The sequence below is a fragment of the Brachybacterium saurashtrense genome (assembly GCF_003355475.1).
GTDB lineage: Bacteria > Actinomycetota > Actinomycetes > Actinomycetales > Dermabacteraceae > Brachybacterium > Brachybacterium saurashtrense.
Genome location: NZ_CP031356.1, coordinates 242,735 through 262,566, shown reverse-complemented (window position 1 = coordinate 262,566; position 19,832 = coordinate 242,735). Strand labels below are relative to the sequence as shown.

Here is a 19,832-nt window from a genome sequence, read left to right as displayed (position 1 = left end):
CCCGGAGGCGCCGCCCTCGCGCCGTCGCCGGCGGAGGGGCGTCCGACGGAGGGGCGTCGGACGGAGTGGCGGGGATCACGCCATTCACATCAAGACTTATAGCGGTCACTACTTTTGCTTATGGTTGTAGGTGTCGCACGCTGACCACATCCCCTCGCCACCTGGAGTCCCGCCGTGAGCACGACCGCCCCGCCCCACCCTGTCCCCTCCCTGGCCGACCTCGCCGCCCGCCTGCGCGAGGAGATCGGCGAGGAGGCCGTGTCCGAGACGCCGGCCCCGCAGTACGCGGGGGACCGGGCCGTCCGCGCCGCGGAGGGCACCGGCTTCGTCCTCGCCCTCCCCCGCGACACCGCGGGGGTGCAGACGACGCTGCGCCTGGCCCACGAGACCGGGACCCCCGTGGTGCCCCGCGGCGCCGGCTCCGGCCTCTCCGGCGGCGCGGTCCCCACCGACGGCGCACTCGTGCTGGGGCTGGAGCGGCTCACCGCGATCCGCGAGATCGACGTGCTCGACGAGGTCGCCGTGGTCGAGGCCGGGGTGGTCACCGCGGATCTCTCGACGGCGCTCGCCCCGCTCGGCTTCTTCTACGCCCCGGACCCCGCGAGCGCGCGGCTGTCCACGATCGGCGGGAACATCGCGACCAATGCGGGCGGGCTGCACTGCGCGAAGTACGGCGTGACGCGCGAATCCGTGCTCGCCCTGGAGGCGGTGCTGGCCGACGGCACGCTGCTCACCACCGGCCACCGCTCCCTCAAGGGCGTCACCGGTCTCGACCTCACCCAGCTGCTGATCGGCTCCGAGGGCACCCTCGCCGTGATCACCGCGGCGACGGTGCGGATCCGGCCCCTGCCCGTGGCCCGGCGCACGGTCGTGGCCCGCTTCGACTCCGCCGGCTCCGCGGCCGCGGGCGTCAATGCGATCTCGCGCAGCCCCGTCCGCCCCGCGGCGACGGAGCTGCTGGACGGCGCGACTCTCGCCGACATCGAGGCGCACACCGGCTCGGCCCTGGCCGACGGCGACAGCGCGCTGCTGCTCATCGAGCTGGACGGCTACGGCATCGAGGAGCAGAGCGCCGATCTCGTCGCCGTGCTCACCGCCGCGGGCGCCGAGATGCGCCTGGTGCCCGACGAGGCGGAGGCCGAGCACCTCTGGGAGCTGCGCCGCTCGGGGCGCGGCTCCGGGGCGGGCGGCCACCGCCTGGGCGAGGACATCGCCGTGCCGAAGTCCCGCCTGGCGGAGATCTTCACCGCGCTGTCCGAGATCGGGGACCGGCACGGGGTGGCGACCTCCGCCGTGGCCCACGCCGGGGACGGGAACCTCCACCCCTCCCTCGCCCTGCCCTCCGCGGAGGGCGAGGCCCCCGGCCCGCTGCCGCCGGCGATCCTGGCGGCGGCCGACGAGCTGGTCCGCACCGCGCTCGACCTCGGCGGCACCGTCAGCGGCGAGCACGGCATCGGCACCGCGAAGCGCGAGTGGCTCGACCTCGAGCTCTCCCCCACCTCCCGCGGCCTCCAACAGCGGCTCAAGGCCGCCTTCGACCCCCACCAGCTCCTCAACCCCGGGAAGGCCCTGTGATGAGCACGACCGCCCTCGATCCCGCCCGTCTCACGCCTGAGAGCCTCTCCGCCGGACTGCTCTCGCGGCTCGGCGCGCGCAAGGACCTCTCACGCGGCTTCGGCCACTCCACCGCCGCACCCCTGCCCGGCGCGATCCCGCTGCTCGGCGGCGCCCCCAGCGCCGACGCGCTGCCGTTGCAGGCGCTGCACCAGGCGGCCGCGGACCTCACCGGCGATCCCGCCGCGCTCGTCGGCGCCCTGCAGTACAGCACCCCGGCAGGGATCACGCCGCTGCGGGAGTGGATCGCGCGCCGCGAGGGCGTGGACCCCTCCCGGGTGCTGCTCACCAACGGCGCGTTCCACGGCCTCTCGCTGCTGTTCGACGCGCTGCTGGACCGCGGCGACCGGATCGTGGTCGAAGATCCGACGTATCCCCTGATCTTCCGCGACCTGCAGCATCACGAGGTCGAGGTGCTGCCCCTGCCGCTGACGGACCAGGGCCCGGACCTCGACTCCCTCGAGGACCGCCTGCGGGCCGGGGCCCGGCCGACGCTGCTGTACACGGTCCCCGACTTCCACAACCCCACCGGCCTCGTCACCCCCGCCCTCCAGCGCGAGCGGCTGGTGGCCCTCGCCGAGCACTACGGGTTCGTGATCGTCTCCGACAACGCCTACGCGGGCCTCGCCGCCCCCGGCGTGCAGGTGCCGGAGGACTACCCGACCAGCTCGGAGCTGGTGGTGCGGGTGCGCACCTTCTCGAAGGTCCTCGGACCGGGCCTGCGCCTGGGCTACCTGGTGCTGCCGAGCTGGCTGGTGGGCCCGGTGACCCGCCTGCGCGCCAACCAGGACCAGCACTCCTCCGTGCTCGTGCAGGAGATCGTCGGGCGCGTCGTCGGCGCCGGGGACCATGCACCGCGGGGCGGCGGGCTCGACGTCATCGCCGACCGCGCCCGCACCCTCTACGCGCGCCGTGCGGAGCTGCTGCTGCGCCTGCTCGACGAGGGCGTTCCCGGCGGGGTGCGGGCCGAGCACCGCGAGGGAGGGATCTTCCTGTGGGCGCGGGTGCTCGATCCGGGGATCGATCTCGCCGCCGCCCAGCGCCTGGCCCGGGAGCGCCTGGGCACCGACGCGGTGCTGGGCCGGTACTTCTTCCTCGCTCCGTCCGAGGACGACCGCGGGCGTCTGCGCCTGGGCATCAGCCATCTCGACGAGGACGCGCTGACCCTCGCCGCCGAGCGGCTGATCGCGGCGCTCAGCGCACCGGAGGCCCGGCGATGAGCCGGCGTCCCGCCGCCCCGAGCCGTCGCGGGGTGCTGCAGGGGCTGGGCGCGGGCGCGCTCGGGCTCGCCGCCCTGCCGCTGGCCGGCTGCTCCGCGGACGGCGCCCGCGCCGACGGCGGGGCCCCGGGCACCGCCGGCACCGCCGACACCGCCGACGAGTCCGAGCTCAGCTTCCTGATCTCGAACCTCGACGGCGGCTGGGTGCCCTCCCAGAGCTCCATCTCCAGCTACGAGGCCAACGTGTGGCAGCAGCTCACGGACAAGCTCGTGCACACCAGCGCCGACGGGGTCGTCTCCCCCTGGATCGCCGCGGACTGGGAGCAGGACGCCGAGGCGAGAGAGTACGTGCTGCACCTGCGCGAGGGCGTCACCTTCTCCGACGGCACCCCGCTGGACGCCGCGGCCGTGGTGGCGAACCTCGACTCGTGGGCGGTGGGCCGGCCCGAGGAGGGCATCGCCCGGGTGGGCCTGTTCCCCGGCAGCACCTACGCGGGGGCGGAGGCGCTCGACGCGCTCACGGTACGGGTCTCCTTCACCGCCCCCACGCTCTCCTTCCTCCCCACCCTCGGCTACCACGGCTGCCAGCTGATGGCGCCCTCCAGCATCGCCCTCTCCCTCGAGGAGCAGTCCGATCTCTCCGCCCAGATCGGGTCGGGACCGTTCGTGCTGGAGAGCTGGTCGGCGCGGGAGCGGGTGCGGCTGGTGCGGCGGGAGGACTACGACTGGGCGCCGGAGGTGCTCGGCGCGAGCGGTCCCGCACGCCTCGCCGCGATCACCTACACGGTGCTGCCGGACGACACGCTGCGCGCCTCCGCCGCGCGCGCCGGCCAGACCGACATCGCCTACAACGTGAACCCGCAGGTGCTGGACTCGTTCACCGAGGCCGGATTCGTCATCGAGGTGCCCCGCTACCTGGGGTTCGTGCACGGCTACAGCCTCCGCACCTCCGCCGCGCCCTTCGACGACGTGCGCGTGCGCCAGGCCGTCACCCGCGGCATCGATCGGGCGGAGATCCTCCGCACCGTGTTCACCGACGCCTGGGAGCCGGCCACCAGCTGGCTGCAGGCCGGCATCCCCGAGACCACCGATCTGCGGGACACCTTCGAGTACGCGCCGGAGCTCGCCGCGTCCCTGCTGGACGAGGCCGGCTGGACGGGGCGCACGGCCGACGGGATCCGCACCCGGGACGGGGTGGAGCTCGGCTTCACGATCTACCCCACCCCGTATCTCACCGGCTCGGTGCCAGAGGCGGAGCTGATCAGCCAGCACCTGGGCCGGCTCGGGTTCCGGGTGGGCATCCAGAAGGTCGACATCCCCACCTGGGCCGAGCGGGTCACCAACGACCCCACGCAGGGGGTCGCCGAGGTGACCCGCAGCTTCGTGGACGTCGGCACCGTGGCGGGAGTGGTGACCGACGAGGGCGAGGACTGGTTCCAGGTGGGCTCCACCGACGCCGAGCTGGTGCGCCTGCGCGACGAGGTCGCGGGCGCCGCCTCGCGCCAGGAGCGCGCGGGCCTGGTCGAGGAGCTGTCCCGCCACGTGCTCGAGCAGGCGTACTTCGTCCCGTTGGAGCAGAACGTGCAGCGCATCTACGTGCAGTCCCCGCGGCTGTCGGGCATCACCTTCAACGCCGTCGCGATCCCCTCGTACCACGCCGCCGTGAAGGAGCCGTCATGACCGCCCCGCCCCTCGCCCTCCCCCGTCCCGCGGCGGCGGCGCGCCGGGGCCTCGCCGCCCGTCGCTACGGGGCGTTCGCCCTGCGCCGCTCGGGCCAGGCCCTGCTGGTGATCGCCGGTGCCTACGCGCTGGTGTTCCTGGTGCTCGCCGCGATCCCCGGCGATCCGATCTCCGCGCAGCTGGACAACCCGCAGAACGGCTACTCGGAGGCGGAGAAGGCGCAGATCCGCGCCTTCCACGGCCTGGACCGCCCGGTGCCGGTGCAGCTGCTGGTCTCCGTCGGCGCCGCGCTGCAGGGCGATCTGGGGACCTCGCTGTCCACCTCCCAGCCGGTCACCGCGCTGCTGGGGGCGGCGATCCCCTCCACCCTCGCGCTCGCCGCCACCGCGCTGGTGCTCGCGATCCTGCTCGCGGCCGTGCTGGGCCTGCTGTCCCGCCTGCTGCCGGAGGGGCCGGCGAACTCGCTGGTGCGGGCCCTGCCGGCGGTGTTCCTCTCCACCCCGAACTTCCTCATCGGCCTGGTGCTGATCCAGGTGCTGGCCGTGCAGCTGGGCCTGTTCAGCCTGGTGGAGCCGGAGAGCCCGCTGTCCACGCTCGCCGCGGCGCTGACCCTCGCGATCCCGGTCTCCGCGCAGATCGCCCAGGTGTTCATCACGGCGCTGGACGAGAGCGCCGGGCAGGACTTCGCCGAGGTCGCGCTCGCGCGCGGCCTGCCGCCGGCGCGGGTGGTGGTGCGGCACCTGCTGCGCCCCTCCCTGCTGCCCACCGTGACGATCGTGGGCCTGGTGCTCGGCGAAGTGCTGGGAGGCTCCCTCATCACCGAGACGATCTTCGGCCGCTCGGGCGTCGGCACCGTCGTGCAGAAGGCGGTGACCAGCCAGGACGTGCCGGTGTTGCTGGCGGCCGTGGTGCTCTCCGCCGCCGTGTTCGTGGTCGTGAACCTGGTGATCGACCTGCTCTACCCGCTGCTGGACCCGCGCCTGCGGGCGCCCGAGGAGACCCGATGACCGCCACCGCCCCCACGGCCTCACCCGCGCTCGTCCCGCGGTCCGCCGCCCTCGCCGCCGGGCGTGCCCGGCCGCCGCTGACCGTGCTGCTCTCCCTCGCGGTGATCGCGGTGGTGCTGCTCTGGTCGCTCGCGCCGGGGCTGGTCACCGGTCACGACCCGGCGCTCGGGCTGCCGGAGGACAAGTTCACCGCGCCGGGCCTGCGATACTGGGCCGGCACCGACCATCTGGGCCGCGACCTGTTCACCCGCATCGTGCACGGCTCCGCCTCCTCGATCACCAGCGCCCTGATCGCGGTGGCGATCGGGGTGGCGGCCGGCGGGGCGCTGGGCCTGCTGGGCGGCTACCTGGGCGGCTGGATCGACGCGGTGATCGGCCGGGTGGTCGACGTGCTGCTGGCGATCCCCGGCTTCCTGCTGGCCGTGGTGGTGGTGACGGCGCTGGGGTACGACACCCGCAATGCGGCGATCGCCACCGGCGTCTCCGCGGTGGCGGTCTTCGCCCGCCTGATGCGCTCGGAGGTGCTGCGGGTGCGCACCAGCGTGTTCATCGAGGCGGCGCGGCTCAGCGGCGCCTCGGCGGGGTACGTGCTGGCCCGGCACGTGCTGCCCAATGCGCTGCGGCCCGTGCTCTCGCTCGCGATCCTGCAGTTCGGCATCGCGATCCTCGTCATCGCCGGGCTCGCCTTCCTGGGCTACGGGGATCCGCCGCCCGCCTCCGACTGGGGTCTGCTCGTCTCCGACGGCCGCGAGCACCTCCTGCACGCCCCGTGGCTCGTGATCGCCCCGGGCCTCGTCATCGCCGTCGTCGTGCTGTCCGTGAGCCGGCTGTCCCGCTGGCTCGATCAGGGGAGGAACCGATGAACCCCAGCTCTGCACTGCTCCAGGTCGAGAACCTGCGCATCGCCTACGGCCCCGCCGAGGTGGTGCACGGGGTCTCCTTCGCCCTGGGCGCGGGCCGCGCGCTCGCCCTGATCGGCGAGTCCGGCTCGGGGAAGTCCACGATCGCGCGGGCCGTGCTGCGCCTGCTCGGGTCGCGGCGCGCCCGGGTGGACGGGTCGATCCGGCTCGAGGGCAGGGAGGTGTCGGGGCTGCGGGAGAAGGACTTCCTGCCGCTGCGCGGGCGGGTGCTGGGCTTCGTGCCGCAGGATCCGGGCTCGTCCCTGAACCCGGTGCGCACGATCGGCTCCCAGGCGCTGGAGGCGGCGGCGCTCGTGCCCGGCGCCCGCCGAGGCGCGGAGCGCGAGGCCCTCGTGCTCACGGCGTTCGAGCGGGTGGGGCTGCCCGAGCCGCGGCGCCTCCTGGACTCCTTCCCCCATCAGCTCTCCGGCGGGCAGCTGCAGCGGGTGCTGATCGCGCTCGCGATCCTGCCCGGCCCCCGGCTGCTGGTGGCCGACGAGCCCACCAGCGCCCTCGACGTGACGGTCCAGGAGCAGATCCTCGACCTGCTGGATCAGCTGCGGGCCGAGCTGGGCATCGGCGTCCTGCTGATCACCCACGATCTCGCCCTCGCCGCCTCCCGGGCGGACGAGGTGGTGGTGCTGCAGGAGGGCACGGTCCAGGAGGCGGGGCCGACGGACTCCGTGTTCGCGGCGCCCCGCACGGAGTACACCCGCGCGCTGCAGGCGGACGTGCCGGGGCTGAACCCGGATCGCTTCGCCTCCCTGCGCGCCGCGCGGGATGCACGCCCTCCGCTCGGCGGCGCGCAGGTCGCGGCCGACGCGATCTCCCGCACCTTCCGCACCCGGGACCGCGAGGTGCGCGCGCTCTCGGACGTCTCCTTCACGATCCCCCGCGGGCGCACCCATGCGCTGGTCGGCGAGTCCGGCTCGGGGAAGTCCACGGCGGCCCGGGCCCTGCTGGGGCTCGAGACGCTGGACGCCGGCACCCTGACGGTGGGCGGCAGGGAGGTCGATCCCGGGGATCCCGCGGCGCTGCGCGCGCTGCGGCGCAACCTGCAGCTCGTCCACCAGAACCCCTTTACCTCCCTGGATCCCCGGCTGGGCGTGGAGCGGATCGTGCAGGAGCCGCTGGACCGCTACCGGGTGGGCGAGCGCGCCGCCCGCGCGGAGACCACGGCCTGGGCGCTCGAGGCCGTGCGCCTGCCCGCCTCGCTGCGGAGGCGCCGGCCGGGCGCCCTCTCCGGCGGGCAGCGCCAGCGGGTCGCGATCGCGCGTGCCCTCGCGCTGCGGCCCGAGGTGCTCGTGCTGGACGAGCCCACCAGCGCCCTGGACGTCACGGTCCAGGCCGGGATCCTGGAGGTCCTCCAGACCCTGCAGAGGGACCTGGGGCTGACCTACCTGTTCATCTCGCACGACCTCGGTGTGGTGCGGCAGTTCGCGGACACCCTCACCGTGCTGCGCCGCGGCGAGGCGGTCGAGTCCGGGCCGGTGGAGGAGGTCTTCGCCGCCCCGCGCGAGGAGTACACGCGGCGGCTCATCGCCTCGATCCCCGCCCGCGAGGACGTGGGGGCGAGGGCATGACCGCCACCGCGCAGCCCACCACCCTGCCGGACGGGCGCAGCCTGCTCTGGGAGCACACCGGCTGGGACGATCCGCGGGCGCAGGAGCTGCGCGCGGCGATGGATGCGGAGATCGGGCCGCGCTACGCGGCGCTGCGCGGCAGCGCGCCCCGGCCCGCCCAGCCCACCACGGAGGACGTCGCCGTGGTGGTGCTCGCGCTCGTGGGCGCGCCCGCCACGGTCGCGGCGACCGGCACGCTGCGCCGCCTCGCGGACCGCTGGGAGGTCAAGCGCCTGTTCATCGACGCCGACCATCGCCGGTTCGGGCTCGCCCGCCGCGTCCTCGCCCGGCTCGAGGAGGCGGCCCGCGAGCGCGGCGCGAGCGAGCTGTTCCTCCAGACCGGGAACCGTCAGCCCGAGGCGATCGCGCTCTACGAGCGCGAGGGCTGGGCCCGGATCGACGTGTTCGCCCCCTACGACCCGGCCGACGGGATCAGCGTGTGCTTCCGAAAGGCGCTGACACCCCGCCCCTGAGCCCGCCGCGTCCGCGAGGTGCATCCCGAGCCGCTGCGCCTGCGCGCGGTGCCGGTCCTCGGCCTCACGGTGCTCGCGGCGATGATCGCCGGCACCATCGCCCTCAGCGGCGGGTTCGCCATCGGGTGAGCGCACGTCGCGGAAACGCCGCGCTCATCCCAGCAGCTCCATGACGCGGGCGTCGGAGTCGGCGAGCGCCGAGCGGTCGAAGGTCGCGCCCGCGGCGAGGAGCTCGTCGGCCCCGGTCGCCTCGAGCACCCGCTCCACACGCGGGCGCAGCGTCGCCGGGGTGCCCGCCCAGGCGCTCGCGAGCCCCTTCTCGACCCGGTCGCGCTCACGGGCGGTGAGGTCGCGCTCGCGCAGCCGGGCCGGGTCCTCGAGCGCTGGGAAGGCGCCCGTCTCGCGGGAGCGGACCATCGCCCACACCTCGCTCAGCGCGAGCTCGCGCGCCTCGGCGTCGGTGTCCGCCACCAGCAGGTCCATCGAGAGCGTGACGTGCGGTGCGCTGCCGCGGTGCGGGCGGAAGGCCCGGCGGTAGGCGGCGACGCGCTCGGCCACGTCGGCCGCATGCAGCACCGACCCGCCGAGCACCACCCCGAGACCCAGCCGGGCGGCGAGGTCGAGGCCGGCGCCGGTGGCGAGCAGGAACATCGGCGGCGGCTCCGGCGCGACCGGGCGGGCGGTGAGCGGGGCGGTGCCCTCGAGGAGGGCCCGCAGCTCCCGCACCTCCGTCGCGAACTGCTCCGTGCTCGCCTCGACCCGGCCCAGCGCCTCCCGCACCGGCGCGGTGAAGCCGAGCGAGCGGCCGAGCCCGAGGTCCACCCGCCCGGGCGTGAGCGCCTCGAGCATCAGGAACTGCTCGGCGACGACGAGGGGACGGTGGTTGGGCAGCATCACCCCGCCGGAGCCGAGCCGGATCCGGTCCGTGCGCTGGCCGATCGCGGCGAGCAGCACTGCCGGGGCACCGCTGGCGATGCCGGGCACCGTGTGATGCTCGGCCACCCAGAACCGGTGATAGCCCAGGCGCTCGGCGGCGACGGCCCGCTCCACGCTGTCCGGCAGCGCCTGCTGCTCGGGGCGGCCGGCGCGGGTGCGGGAGCGGTCGAGCAGGGAGAACCTCATCGTTGCCGCAACGCCGCGGACCTCCCGGATCTTCCCGCTCCGTCGGGTGATCCTTCCCCCTCCCCGCGGACCGACCGGGCGGCCGCGCACATGGCTAGGGTCGCTCCATGAGCACTCCCCACGTTCCCCTGTCGATCCTCGATCTGGTCCCGCTCAGCGAGGGCCAGGACGCCCGCGACGGGATCGAGACCTCGATGCACGCGGCACAGGCCGCGGACGCCGCCGGCTACCACCGCTACTGGTACGCGGAGCACCACAACACCGAGTCCCTCGCCTCGAACGCGACCAGCCTGCTGATCGACCGGGCCGCGTCCCTCACGAAGCGGATCCGCGTGGGCTCCGGCGGGATCATGCTGCCGAACCACTCCCCGCTGGCGGTGATCGAGCAGTTCGGCACCCTGGTGCAGTTCCACGGCGACCGGATCGACCTGGGCCTGGGCCGCGCCCCCGGCACCGACCAGTACACGGCGCAGCTGCTCGCGCGCACCTCCGCGGAGCCCGGTGCGTTCATCGCCGCCGTGGAGCAGATGCGGGACTGGTCCCACGCCGTGCCCAGCGGTCAGCTGCCCATCCGCGCCGCCGTGGCCGAGGGCACCGAGGTGCCGATGTGGATCCTGGGCTCGACCACCAACGGGGCACGCCTCGCCGCCCAGCTGGGGATGCCGTTCTCGGTCGCCTCCCACTTCGCGCCGTTCCAGTACCTCCAGGCGCTGCAGGTGTACCGGGACTCGTTCAGCGCCACCCAGAGCGCGGCCGCACAGATCTCGCAGCCCCGCACGATGGTGGGGGTGAACGTGGTCGTCGCGCCCACCGACGCGGAGGCCCAGCACCTGTTCACCACGAACATCCAGCAGTTCCTCGGCGTGATCACCGGGCAGCGGACGAAGACGCAGCCGCCGCGGGACCTCGAGGGCCTCGCTCCGGACCACCTCATGCAGCAGGTCGAGCAGACGCTCTCGATCCGCGCCGTCGGCTCCCCCGCGAGCGTCGTCTCCCAGCTCGAGGAGATCGTGGAGGCCACAGGGGCCGACGAGCTCATCGTCACCGCCAACTACTTCGACCCCGAGCACCGGGTGCGCGGCATCGAGCTGCTCGCGGAGGCCTGGGGGCTGTGAGCCGGCCCCGGCCCTGCCGGGACGTCGCTCAGGTGGACGGCAGCAGCACCCGGGCCATGACCGTGGCGTGGTCGCTCGCCGCCCGGCCCCCGTGCTGCGGCACCGTCGCGGCGTACTCCTCGACGGCGAGACCGCGGGTGAGGATCCAGTCGATCCGCGTCCCGCCCGCCTGCGGCGGCCCGTAGTCGGGGAAGGTGCCGATGTCCTCCCCGCGGTGCACGGCGGCGGCGTGCGCGTCCTCGAAGCCCGCCTCGCGCAGGGTGCGCCACGGCGCGGACTCGCCGGCGGCGGCGTTGAAGTCCCCCATCAGCACCACGGGCGCCTCCCCCGCCGCGTCCGTCAGCCGCGCCGCGAGCAGCGCCGCGCCCCGTGCGCGCGCCACCTCCCCCGCGTGGTCCAGGTGGGTCACGGCGAGCACCATCTCCTGCGCGCTCGCCCGATCCCGCACCCGTGCCAGGACCGCGATCCGCGGGCAGTGCCCGTCCCAGCCGAGCGACCCCGCACGCTCCGGCCGCTCGGAGAGCCAGAACTGCTGCTGCGCGAGCACCTCGAACCGTTCGCGGCGCAGGAACAGCAGGTTGTGCTCGCCGCCGCCGCCCTCCTCCCGGCCCGTGCCCAGCCGCAGGTGGGTCGCCCCCAGCGCCTCGTCGAGCACGGGCAGCTGCGCAGGGAGCACCTCCTGGGTGCCCACCACGTCCGCCTCCGCCGCCCGCAGCAGGCGGCGCAGCACCGGTGCCCGCTCCGGCCAGTGATCCGCCTGACCAGGCCGGGTGCCGGGCACCTCGCAGCGGATGTTCTGGGTGAGGACGGTGAGGGCGGGCGGGTCCGTGAGGGCGGGCAGTGCTGAGGAGGCAGACGGTGCGGCGGTGGAGTCCATCGCTCCATCCTCGCGCAGGAGCGTCGATGACGTCGGATGACGGGCGGCGGGGCGGGAGCAGCAGGCCTCACCGCACCGCACCTGCCATGCTGGTGCCATGACGCCACTGTCGGCCGCCGTGCCCGCGGGCTCCCCGGATTCCGCGGAGACCGCTCCCGCCCCCGCACCGCGACTCGCCCTGCTGCCGGCCGCCGGGGTCTCCGCCTCCGCGTTCTGCCTGTTCGCGCTGCAGCTGCCCGGCTGGGGGCACGGACTGCTGGTGCTGAGCCTGCTCGGCGCGCTGCTCGTCTCCCGCGAACTCGCCAAGGATCTCACCCTGATCGGGATCGGCATCGCGATCGTCTCCACCACCTCGGTGGTGGCCTCGGTGGACTGGGACCGCTTCCTCACGATCGGCACGGTGCTGCTGCTGGCCGTGGCCGTGCCCGTGCTCGTGGACCGGCTGCTGCTGCGGCGCCGTGCGATCCGATTCCCCCTGCGCACCGGTGACCCCTGGAACCGGATCGAGAAGGCCTACATCCTGGCCGTGCCATTCCTGGGCTGGCTGATCCTGCCGTTCTACTTCGTCACCTCGGGGGTGTACCGCAACTGGCCGCCTCTCGTCGACGGCGCCGAGGTGGCGCGCTTCTTCGTCGGGGTGAACTTCGTGGGCACCTGGGACGAGCTGTTCTTCATCTGCACCTGCTTCGCCCTGCTGCGCCGGCACTTCGGGGTGTGGACGGCGAACCTGCTGCAGGCGGCGATCTTCGTGTCGTTCCTGTGGGAGCTCGGCTACCAGGCCTGGGGGCCTCTGCTCACCGCCCCCTTCGCGCTGCTGCAGGGCTGGCTGTTCTCCCGCACCGGGTCGCTGCTGTACGTGCTGATCGTGCACCTGCTGTTCGACGTGGTGGTGTTCCTGGCGATCGTGCACGCCCGCCATCCGGGGGTGATCGGGATCTTCCTGGTGTGATCAGGCGGCGAGCATCCGGCGGATCGCCTCGAGGGTGGCGGGGATGCCGACGCGGGCCGCCTGCTGGCGCACCGCGATCTCCTCCTCGGCGCGCTCCCCGTAGCGCTGCGCGAACGCCTCCTCGAGCCCCGGGGTGGTGCGCGTGTACTCCGTGAGCTCGGTGCCGCCCTCAGCGAGCGGCCGCATCCGGTACCCCCACTCGGCGCGGCCGGGCCCCACGGACCAGGCGAAGTGCTCCCCGGGCACGGCCGCGATCACCTCGGAGACGGTCTCCCACTCCCGCTCGGCGGTGCGGTTGTACCCGGTGAATCGTGCGCCCACGCCGCGCTCGGGGCCCTCCCACTCGCACCGGCGGCACTGCACGCTCCACTCCCCCGTGCGGGTGACGTCGCTGAGAAGCGCGTACACCTCCGTCGGCGTGGCGGGGACGGTGATCGAGTCCTGCAGCTCATAGGTCATGCCGTCATGGTGCCACCCGCCGGGGCACCCCGCTCCGAGGACTCGTCCTCCCCACGGCGGAGGCGGTCAGTCGGCTCGCCGCCGGAGGTGCAGCCGGACGGCGGTCGGATCGGCGTCGTCGAGGAGCAGCATCAGCTCCTTCGAGGTGCCCTCGACCGAGCGCTTCATCGCGCGCCACGTCTCCGGCACCTCGTCCACGTCGAACGCCTCGGAGAGCGCGGGAGTCAGCATGTGGACGTTCTGGACGACGTCCGCGGAGCCGAAGGACTCCTCGAGCCAGACCTCCACCCGGTCCGTCGGCGCGGAGAAGGTCACCCCTCGCGCCCACACATAGCCCTCCGGAGCGGCCGGCTCCGTCATCTCGGGGATCGCCCCGCCCGGACGCGACGAGCCCCGACCCTCCGCAGAGGATCGGGGCTCGTCGAGCGCGCGGGTGGCGCGGCGTGCGATCTCGCGATCTGCTGGTCTCCTACCGGCGCGCTGCGCGCGCCGGTACGTCGACCGGCGGGATCACATCATGCCGCCCATGCCCCCCATGCCGCCCATGCCGCCCATGTCGTCGCCGCCGCCGGCCGGAGCAGGCTCCGGCTTGTCGGCCACGACGGCCTCGGTGGTGAGGAACAGGCCCGCGATGGACGCCGCGTTCTGCAGCGCGGAGCGGGTCACCTTGACCGGGTCGATGATGCCGGCGGCGAGGAGGTCCTCGTACTCACCGGTCGCGGCGTTCAGGCCGTGACCGACGGGCAGCGACTTGACCTTCTCCGCCACGACGCCCGCCTCGAGACCGGCGTTGAACGCGATCTGCTTGAGCGGGGCCTCCACGGCGACCTTGACGATGTTGCCACCGGTGGACTCCTCACCCTCGAGGGCGAGGGAGCCGAAGGTGTCCGCGCCGGCCTGCAGCAGCGCGACGCCGCCACCGGCGACGACGCCCTCGTCCACGGCGGCCTTGGCGTTGCGCACGGCATCCTCGATGCGGTGCTTGCGCTCCTTGAGCTCCACCTCGGTGGCGGCGCCGGCCTTGATGACGGCCACGCCGCCGGCCAGCTTCGCGAGGCGCTCCTGGAGCTTCTCGCGGTCGTAGTCCGAATCCGAGTTCTCGATCTCGTTGCGGATCTGGGAGACGCGGCCGGCGATGCGGTCGGCGTCGCCGGAGCCCTCGACGATGGTGGTCTCGTCCTTGGTGACCACGATCTTGCGCGCCTGGCCCAGCTGCTCGAGGCCGGTGGTCTCGAGCTTGAGGCCCACCTCCTCGGCGATGACCTGGCCGCCGGTGAGGATGGCCATGTCCTCGAGCATCGCCTTGCGGCGGTCGCCGAAGCCGGGGGCCTTGACGGCCACGGACTTGAAGGAGCCCTTGAGCTTGTTGACCACCAGCACCGCGAGGGCCTCGCCCTCGATGTCCTCGGCGATGATCGCCAGCGGCTTGCCGGACTGGATGACCTTCTCCAGCAGCGGGAGCAGGTCCTTCACGGAGGAGACCTTGGAGGAGAGCAGGAGGATGTAGGGATCCTCGAGCACGGTCTCCTGGCGGTCGGCGTCGGTGACGAAGTAGGGCGAGATGTAGCCCTTGTCGAACCGCATGCCCTCGGTGAGCTCCAGCTCGAGGCCCATGGTGTTGGACTCCTCGACCGTGATCACGCCCTCCTTGCCGACCTTGTCGAGGGCCTCGGCGATGAGCTCGCCGATGGCCGGATCGGCCGCGGAGATGGCGGCGGTGGAGGCGATCTGCTCCTTGGTCTCGATCTCCTTGGCCTGCGCGAGCAGGGTCTCGGAGACCGCGGCCACGGCCTTGTCGATGCCGCGCTTGAGCGCGATCGGGTTGGCGCCGGCGGCGACGTTGCGCAGGCCCTCCTTGACCAGGGCCTGGGCGAGGACGGTGGCGGTGGTGGTGCCGTCGCCCGCGATGTCGTCGGTCTTCTTGGCGACCTCCTTCACCAGCTCGGCGCCGATCTTCTCGTAGGGATCGTCGAGTTCGATCTCCTTGGCGATCGACACGCCGTCGTTGGTGATGGTGGGGGCGCCCCAGGACTTCTCGAGCACGACGTTGCGGCCCTTGGGGCCGAGGGTGACCTTGACGGCGTCGGCGAGCTGGTTCATTCCCCGCTCGAGGCCGCGCCGGGCCTCCTCGTCGTAAGAGATGAGCTTGGCCATTGTGGAATCTCTCCCGTGTGGTGTGGTGTCCACCCGACCCAGTGCCCGCGACGGACGAGCGTCGCCGCCGTGTTCATGTCCCACGGCGACGGCACCCTCACGGGGCCGGAATGTTCGTGGTCGGCCAGGCGGCGGACCGCCGGCCGATCGAGCGTGCGCGGGGCGGGAGCTGGGCGCCGTCGGCGCTGTCACTCTCGCTCTGCGAGTGCCAGCTCATCATAAGCACTCCGGGGCGGAGAGTGCTAACTCTGCGCTCCGGGCGAACCGTCCGGACATCGCGGCCCGGGCGCCGGGAACGGCGCAGGGGCCGAGCCTCCGCCGGTCGCTGTCGCGGCGATGGCTCGGCCCCTGCGGGCCGACGGGGACTCAGCCCTCGGAGTCCTCGCCGCCGGCGCCGGGCTCTGTGACGGCCACGAAGGTGACCGCGGCGTCGTACTCGTCGCTCTGCTGCGCCTCGGCGGCGCCGACCTCCGCGGCGAGCGCCTGCGCGGTCTCGGCGTCCTCCTCGGCGCGGTAGAACACCGCCGGCTCCTGCTGGGTGCTGTCCGCGGTGGCGACGCTCACGTCCTCCCAGCCGTCGCCCTCGAGGGTGTCGCGCCAGCTGCCCGCCAGGCCGTTGATGCCGCCGGCGTTGACCACCAGCACGGGGGTGGACATGTCCGCCTCGGGAGCAGGCTCCTCGCTGGCCTCGCCCTCCTCCTCGGCGGAGGTCTCCCCCTCCGTCGTGGACTCGGCGGCGGTGGTCGGGTCCTCGGCGCGCTCGTCGCCGTCGCCCCCCATGCTCCCGATGAAGAACAGGAGCACCACCAGCAGCACGGCGGCCGCACCGATGATGATGATGTACAGCAGGTTCTCCCGCCAGAACGGCAGCTCGGCGCGGTGGGCGCCGTGGAAGGACACGGCGTCCGCCTCATCGTCGAATCGGTCCGGGGGGTACGGATACTGGGAATCAGCCACGGCCCCATTAAACCTGCTCCCCCGGATCCGGGTGGGGAGCACACGCCCTGCGGGGCGTCGCTCAGGCCACGCGGGTGCCGCCGTCGGCCGCCGCGGGGCCGTCGCCGGAGGTGCGGCGGGCGCGCAGGCGGTGCACCACCGCGGGGGCGGCGCGCAGCGCCTCCGGCTCGTCGAGCAGGGCGTTCAGCCGCACGTAATAGGCCACCTTGGAGATCCCGATCTCCTCGCGGATCGCCCGCTCCTTGGCACCCACGTACCGGAAGGTGCGCCCCTCGAGCGCGAGGATCAGCCGATCCCGCTCGCCGAGGCCGCCCGGGGCGGCGGGCTCGACCGGCTGTGAGGACGGCGACATCTCCGCGGGCGACGCGGCGGGCGCGGCGTCGGCGGCACGGTCGTGGCGGGCGGAGGACATGCGACGAGCGTACGAGCGTGCGGCCGTCCGGCCCGGGCGGCGCGCCGCCGACGGGGCCGCGGGGCGAGCGGGATCACGCGGGAGGGGGCGCCGCGGATGGGAGACTGGCCGCATGCGCACTCCCCTCCCCGAGCTCGTGGCCCCGGACTGGGCCGAGGCCCTCCGCCCCGTCGAGGACCGCCTGCAGGCGCTCGGCGAGTTCCTGCGCGAGGAGACGGCCGCCGGGCGCGGATACCTCCCCGCCGGGGACCGGGTGCTGCGCGCCTTCGCCCGGCCGCTGTCCGAGGTGCGGGTGCTGATCGTGGGGCAGGACCCCTACCCCACCCCCGGGCACCCGATCGGACTCTCCTTCGCGGTGGAGCAGGACGTGCGCCCGCTGCCGCGCTCGCTGGGCAACATCTACACCGAGCTGGAGAGCGATCTGGGGATCCCGCGCGCCGCGCACGGGGACCTCAGCGCCTGGCAGGACCAGGGAGTGCTGCTGCTGAACCGGGTGCTCACCGTGCAGCCGGGCGCTCCGGCCTCGCACCGCCGGCGGGGCTGGGAGGAGATCACCGAGCACGCCCTGCGGGCGCTGGTGGCGCGGGGCGGGCCGCTGGTCGCGATCCTGTGGGGCCGCGACGCGCAGTCCCTGATCCCGTTGCTGGGCGAGGTGCCGCACGTCGCCAGCGCGCACCCCAGCCCGCTGTCGGCCTCCCGCGGGTTCTTCGGCTCCCGGCCGTTCTCCCGCGTCAACGCGCTGCTGGAGCAGCAGGGTGCGGCGCCGATCGACTGGCGCCTGCCGCTGGCGGCCTGAGGCCCGCCCCGTCGGGACTCAGCCGCGGGCCGTCCACTCCCAGCTGTCCAGGATCGCCTGCAGCTCCGGGTCCACGGCGGTCGCGCCGCGGGTCTCCACCACGATCTGGACCACGTTCTCGCCCACGTCCGCGCAGTACATCTCCCCGATGACGTCCTCGCCGCCGTGGCTGCCGAGCGTGCGGTACGCGGGAAGCTCGCGGCCGCCGATGGTCACCGGGTCGAGCTCCTGGGGCTCCTCGGCGCTGTCCCAGGCGAAGCCGGTCCAGGTCGCCTGCGTGCGGCAGGTCCCGGCGGCGCGGTAGTCGGAGTCGAAGACGTAGACCACGATGCCGGCGTGCGCGAGGGCGTCGTAGTCCTCGGTGTCGATCTGCTCGTCGGCCAGCTCCACCACGCCGCCGGCGTCGGAGAGTCCGGCACGGCCGCTGAGGTCGTACCAGTCGGCCGGGTAGGTGAAGCGGAAGTAGTCGTGGGAGAACTCCGCGGTCTCCACGGGTGGGGAGGTCGGGGGCGGCTCCGGCGAGTCGCCGCCGCGCGCCACCAGGTACACCACGCCGCCGGTGGCCGCGAGGAACAGCAGCACCACCAGCATCACGGCGCAGCCCAGCGCGATCCAGAGCCCGCGGCGGGGGCGGTGCGGCACGGGCTGCGCGCCGGTGAGGTACGGCTGTGCCATCGTGCCCCGCTCCCTCCGCGCCCCGGTGCTGGTGGCGGCGCGATCGCTGCCCTGATCGCTCCGAGGCTACGGCGCGCCGCGCCCGTGCGACATGGGGAGAACTCCCCCGCCCCGGGGCGCGCGGGAGGCGTGATCTGCGTCCGATGGACGGGCGGTCCGGGACCCGAGCGGACGCCGCTGTGCCATTCTCGGGGGTCGGCATGGCGCTCGCGCACCGCGCACGGGCGCCCGGTCACCGATCCCCGGTGCCGGCCGACGACGCGTGACGAAGGGAGATCACGGTGACGCAGCCCCGCACAGCGGCGCAGGAGGCCGGCGATCCGAGCACTTCAGCGGACCGCCTGCTCGAGCTCACCGAGAAGCACCCTCAGCTGCACCGGCTGATCGTGCTCAACCCGTCCACGCCCGAGGTGGCGCGCCAGTGGATCCTGGCCACCGACCCCTGGGCGAAGGCGGCCTACGAAGCGAGCGAAGCGGGCGGTGCGGGCGACTCGTCCGGCTCGAGCGAGCCGAGCGAGCCCGTCGAGCCGGGCGGTGAGGGCGACGCCGCGCTCGAGGAGACGGCACCGCACAGCCCGGTGACGCTCGAGGAGACCGCGCCGCACGCGCCGGTGGAGCTTGACAAGACCGCTCCCCACGCACCGGTGGAGCTCGAGGACACGGCGCCGCACACGCCCGTCGCGCAGGAGGGCGAGGCCGACGGCTCCGCCGCGGCCGACGCCGCGCAGGCGCCGCCTGCCCGCCCCGCGCAGCAGGCCACGATCGCCGGGGCCGGGCATGCCCCGGCCCCCACGGGCGAGGACGGCGGCCACGAGGACGACGCCGCGGTCTCCGTGTGGGGCGACCTCGCCCGCGACGACGCGGCGGAGAGCTCCTCCTCGGTGCGGATCGCGCAGAACGCGCCCGTGGTGCCGCTGGGCGCCGCAGGGACCGACGCCGCCGGGGCCAGCGCGACGCCCACGCCCACCGCCGTGTTCCCGGCCGCGCCTGCCGGGGCCGCCGCGCCCGGATCCGAGGACGAGGGCGACTCCGGCTCCCGGCGTCGCACCTGGTTCGCCTGCGGCGGCTGCCTGCTGCTGGCGCTGCTGCTGGTGGTCGTGCTCGCGCTGGCGGGCCGTGCCTGGTGGGGCGGCGACGACGAGGAGTACCAGCGCGACAGCTCCACCACCGCCGCGGAGGAGTCCCCGTCCGAGGAGCCCTCCGAGGAGCCGAGCGAGGAGGAGACACCGAGCCCCGACCCGGTCTCGCCCGCTCCCGAGGGCGCGCGCGAGATGACCTCGCTGCGCTCCCCCACCGGCAACATCTCCTGCCTGCTGGAGGAGGACTCGGTGGCCTGCTCCCTGGTGGACCGCGACTTCAGCGAGGCCGGGCTCGAGGACTGCTCCGACGGCCCGTTCTCGATCCAGGTGGCCGACGGCGAGGCCGAGCGCGCCTGCGGCAGCTCGTTCCTCACCGACTCCGGGCCCACGCTCGAGTACGACGACTCCGCCACCTACGGCAACATGGCCTGCACCAGCCGTTTCGACGGCATGACCTGCTGGAACACCCTCACCGGCAAGGGGTTCATGGTCAACCGGGCCACGTACGAGACGTTCTGAGCCCCGGCCGGTCCGCACCGAGGGCCGGCCGCCGGCCCCGGGACCAGCGCAGCCCCTCACCCGTGAGCCTCCCTCAGGAGTGCTCCCCGGTGAGGGGCTGCGCCGTCGGTCGAGAGCTGGAGACGGGAATCGAACCCGCAACCACCTGTTTACAAGACAGGTGCGCTACCGTTGCGCCACTCCAGCGGGCGGTGCCGGCCGACG

Annotated in this window: 19 protein-coding genes and 1 tRNA gene; 11 read left to right on the top strand and 9 right to left on the bottom strand. The window is 74.2% G+C overall.

What is annotated here, in order from left to right:
- Positions 1-174 precede the first annotated feature (174 nt).
- The 7 genes from DWV08_RS01200 to DWV08_RS01170 are packed head-to-tail and all read left to right on the top strand — an operon-like array spanning position 175 to position 8,514.
- Positions 175-1,575: an FAD-binding oxidoreductase gene (locus DWV08_RS01200; RefSeq protein WP_115412125.1), complete on the top strand. Its 1,401-nt coding sequence runs from the start codon at positions 175-177 to the stop codon at positions 1,573-1,575.
- Positions 1,575-2,834 (top strand): aminotransferase-like domain-containing protein, encoded by a 1,260-nt coding sequence (locus DWV08_RS01195; RefSeq protein ID WP_115412124.1) that lies wholly within the window; start codon positions 1,575-1,577, stop codon positions 2,832-2,834. The genes DWV08_RS01200 and DWV08_RS01195 overlap by 1 nt, the downstream gene beginning before the upstream one ends.
- Positions 2,831-4,513 (top strand): ABC transporter substrate-binding protein, encoded by a 1,683-nt coding sequence (locus DWV08_RS01190; RefSeq protein ID WP_115412123.1) that lies wholly within the window; start codon positions 2,831-2,833, stop codon positions 4,511-4,513. Before DWV08_RS01195 ends, DWV08_RS01190 begins: the two co-directional genes overlap by 4 nt.
- Positions 4,510-5,520, top strand: a complete 1,011-nt coding sequence (locus DWV08_RS01185; RefSeq protein WP_115412122.1) for an ABC transporter permease — start codon at positions 4,510-4,512, stop codon at positions 5,518-5,520. Before DWV08_RS01190 ends, DWV08_RS01185 begins: the two co-directional genes overlap by 4 nt.
- Complete coding sequence (locus tag DWV08_RS01180) at positions 5,517-6,383, top strand: ABC transporter permease (RefSeq protein ID WP_115412121.1); 867 nt, start codon at positions 5,517-5,519, stop codon at positions 6,381-6,383. Before DWV08_RS01185 ends, DWV08_RS01180 begins: the two co-directional genes overlap by 4 nt.
- Complete coding sequence (locus DWV08_RS01175; RefSeq protein ID WP_115412120.1) at positions 6,380-8,002, top strand: dipeptide ABC transporter ATP-binding protein; 1,623 nt, start codon at positions 6,380-6,382, stop codon at positions 8,000-8,002. The genes DWV08_RS01180 and DWV08_RS01175 overlap by 4 nt, the downstream gene beginning before the upstream one ends.
- The gene (locus DWV08_RS01170) at positions 7,999-8,514 is read left to right on the top strand and encodes a GNAT family N-acetyltransferase (RefSeq protein WP_115412119.1); all 516 of its coding nucleotides are present in this window, start codon (positions 7,999-8,001) and stop codon (positions 8,512-8,514) included. The genes DWV08_RS01175 and DWV08_RS01170 overlap by 4 nt, the downstream gene beginning before the upstream one ends.
- 153 nt (positions 8,515-8,667) lie before the next feature.
- On the opposite strand, the gene DWV08_RS01165 is transcribed toward DWV08_RS01170, so the two are convergent.
- Entirely contained in the window at positions 8,668-9,636 is a 969-nt protein-coding gene (locus DWV08_RS01165) for an MsnO8 family LLM class oxidoreductase (RefSeq protein ID WP_115412118.1), read from the bottom strand.
- A 107-nt stretch (positions 9,637-9,743) separates the two neighbouring features.
- On the opposite strand from DWV08_RS01165, the gene DWV08_RS01160 reads away from it, so the two are divergent.
- A complete protein-coding gene (locus DWV08_RS01160; RefSeq protein WP_115412117.1) occupies positions 9,744-10,751 on the top strand; it encodes an LLM class flavin-dependent oxidoreductase in 1,008 nt (335 codons plus the stop codon).
- A 28-nt stretch (positions 10,752-10,779) separates the two neighbouring features.
- Here DWV08_RS01160 and DWV08_RS01155 read toward each other — a convergent pair whose 3' ends face one another.
- Positions 10,780-11,628 (bottom strand): endonuclease/exonuclease/phosphatase family protein, encoded by an 849-nt coding sequence (locus DWV08_RS01155; protein ID WP_115412116.1) that lies wholly within the window; start codon positions 11,626-11,628, stop codon positions 10,780-10,782.
- Between the two features lie 97 nt (positions 11,629-11,725).
- Between DWV08_RS01155 and DWV08_RS01150 the strand changes: the two genes are divergently transcribed.
- The gene (locus DWV08_RS01150) at positions 11,726-12,577 is read left to right on the top strand and encodes a CPBP family intramembrane glutamic endopeptidase (RefSeq protein WP_115412115.1); all 852 of its coding nucleotides are present in this window, start codon (positions 11,726-11,728) and stop codon (positions 12,575-12,577) included.
- Here DWV08_RS01150 and DWV08_RS01145 read toward each other — a convergent pair whose 3' ends face one another.
- The 5 genes from DWV08_RS01145 to DWV08_RS01125 all read right to left on the bottom strand — a co-directional run bounded on the left by DWV08_RS01145 (position 12,578) and on the right by DWV08_RS01125 (position 16,559).
- The gene (locus DWV08_RS01145) at positions 12,578-13,036 is read right to left on the bottom strand and encodes an SRPBCC family protein (protein WP_115412114.1); all 459 of its coding nucleotides are present in this window, start codon (positions 13,034-13,036) and stop codon (positions 12,578-12,580) included.
- 66 nt (positions 13,037-13,102) lie between these two features.
- A complete protein-coding gene (locus DWV08_RS01140) occupies positions 13,103-13,396 on the bottom strand; it encodes a hypothetical protein (protein ID WP_127097488.1) in 294 nt (97 codons plus the stop codon).
- Between the two features lie 150 nt (positions 13,397-13,546).
- Positions 13,547-15,190 (bottom strand): chaperonin GroEL, encoded by a 1,644-nt coding sequence (gene groL, locus DWV08_RS01135; RefSeq protein ID WP_115412112.1) that lies wholly within the window; start codon positions 15,188-15,190, stop codon positions 13,547-13,549.
- A 366-nt stretch (positions 15,191-15,556) separates the two neighbouring features.
- On the bottom strand, positions 15,557-16,147 hold the full coding sequence (locus DWV08_RS01130) for a LytR C-terminal domain-containing protein (RefSeq protein WP_115412111.1): 591 nt from the start codon (positions 16,145-16,147) through the stop codon (positions 15,557-15,559).
- A 61-nt stretch (positions 16,148-16,208) separates the two neighbouring features.
- Positions 16,209-16,559, bottom strand: a complete 351-nt coding sequence (locus tag DWV08_RS01125; protein ID WP_162801466.1) for a DUF3263 domain-containing protein — start codon at positions 16,557-16,559, stop codon at positions 16,209-16,211.
- Positions 16,560-16,671: 112 nt separating this feature from the next.
- Here DWV08_RS01125 and DWV08_RS01120 point away from each other — a divergent pair, with 112 nt between their 5' ends.
- On the top strand, positions 16,672-17,355 hold the full coding sequence (locus DWV08_RS01120) for a uracil-DNA glycosylase (RefSeq protein ID WP_115412110.1): 684 nt from the start codon (positions 16,672-16,674) through the stop codon (positions 17,353-17,355).
- Between the two features lie 18 nt (positions 17,356-17,373).
- Here the strand turns inward: DWV08_RS01120 and DWV08_RS01115 are convergent, their stop codons facing one another.
- Complete coding sequence (locus tag DWV08_RS01115) at positions 17,374-18,030, bottom strand: hypothetical protein (protein ID WP_115412109.1); 657 nt, start codon at positions 18,028-18,030, stop codon at positions 17,374-17,376.
- A 281-nt stretch (positions 18,031-18,311) separates the two neighbouring features.
- On the opposite strand from DWV08_RS01115, the gene DWV08_RS01110 reads away from it, so the two are divergent.
- Entirely contained in the window at positions 18,312-19,628 is a 1,317-nt protein-coding gene (locus DWV08_RS01110) for a variant leucine-rich repeat-containing protein (RefSeq protein ID WP_115412108.1), read from the top strand.
- Positions 19,629-19,742: 114 nt separating this feature from the next.
- Here DWV08_RS01110 and DWV08_RS01105 read toward each other — a convergent pair.
- A tRNA-Thr gene (locus DWV08_RS01105) sits at positions 19,743-19,814 on the bottom strand.
- Positions 19,815-19,832: the final 18 nt, after the last annotated feature.

What these genes read in the sequence shown, in the direction of transcription:
- DWV08_RS01180 (WP_115412121.1), top strand. Translation starts at nt 5,517, where the DNA reads ATGACCGCCACCGCCCCCACGGCCTCACCCGCGCTCGTCCCGCGGTCC.
- DWV08_RS01125 (WP_162801466.1), bottom strand. Translation starts at nt 16,559, where the DNA reads ATGTCCTCCGCCCGCCACGACCGTGCCGCCGACGCCGCGCCCGCCGCG.
- DWV08_RS01165 (WP_115412118.1), bottom strand. Translation starts at nt 9,636, where the DNA reads ATGAGGTTCTCCCTGCTCGACCGCTCCCGCACCCGCGCCGGCCGCCCC.
- DWV08_RS01195 (WP_115412124.1), top strand. Translation starts at nt 1,575, where the DNA reads ATGAGCACGACCGCCCTCGATCCCGCCCGTCTCACGCCTGAGAGCCTC.
- DWV08_RS01150 (WP_115412115.1), top strand. Translation starts at nt 11,726, where the DNA reads ATGACGCCACTGTCGGCCGCCGTGCCCGCGGGCTCCCCGGATTCCGCG.
- DWV08_RS01155 (WP_115412116.1), bottom strand. Translation starts at nt 11,628, where the DNA reads ATGGACTCCACCGCCGCACCGTCTGCCTCCTCAGCACTGCCCGCCCTC.
- DWV08_RS01170 (WP_115412119.1), top strand. Translation starts at nt 7,999, where the DNA reads ATGACCGCCACCGCGCAGCCCACCACCCTGCCGGACGGGCGCAGCCTG.
- DWV08_RS01120 (WP_115412110.1), top strand. Translation starts at nt 16,672, where the DNA reads ATGCGCACTCCCCTCCCCGAGCTCGTGGCCCCGGACTGGGCCGAGGCC.
- DWV08_RS01145 (WP_115412114.1), bottom strand. Translation starts at nt 13,036, where the DNA reads ATGACCTATGAGCTGCAGGACTCGATCACCGTCCCCGCCACGCCGACG.
- DWV08_RS01115 (WP_115412109.1), bottom strand. Translation starts at nt 18,030, where the DNA reads ATGGCACAGCCGTACCTCACCGGCGCGCAGCCCGTGCCGCACCGCCCC.
- DWV08_RS01160 (WP_115412117.1), top strand. Translation starts at nt 9,744, where the DNA reads ATGAGCACTCCCCACGTTCCCCTGTCGATCCTCGATCTGGTCCCGCTC.
- DWV08_RS01190 (WP_115412123.1), top strand. Translation starts at nt 2,831, where the DNA reads ATGAGCCGGCGTCCCGCCGCCCCGAGCCGTCGCGGGGTGCTGCAGGGG.
- groL (WP_115412112.1), bottom strand. Translation starts at nt 15,190, where the DNA reads ATGGCCAAGCTCATCTCTTACGACGAGGAGGCCCGGCGCGGCCTCGAG.
- DWV08_RS01175 (WP_115412120.1), top strand. Translation starts at nt 6,380, where the DNA reads ATGAACCCCAGCTCTGCACTGCTCCAGGTCGAGAACCTGCGCATCGCC.
- DWV08_RS01185 (WP_115412122.1), top strand. Translation starts at nt 4,510, where the DNA reads ATGACCGCCCCGCCCCTCGCCCTCCCCCGTCCCGCGGCGGCGGCGCGC.
- DWV08_RS01140 (WP_127097488.1), bottom strand. Translation starts at nt 13,396, where the DNA reads ATGACGGAGCCGGCCGCTCCGGAGGGCTATGTGTGGGCGCGAGGGGTG.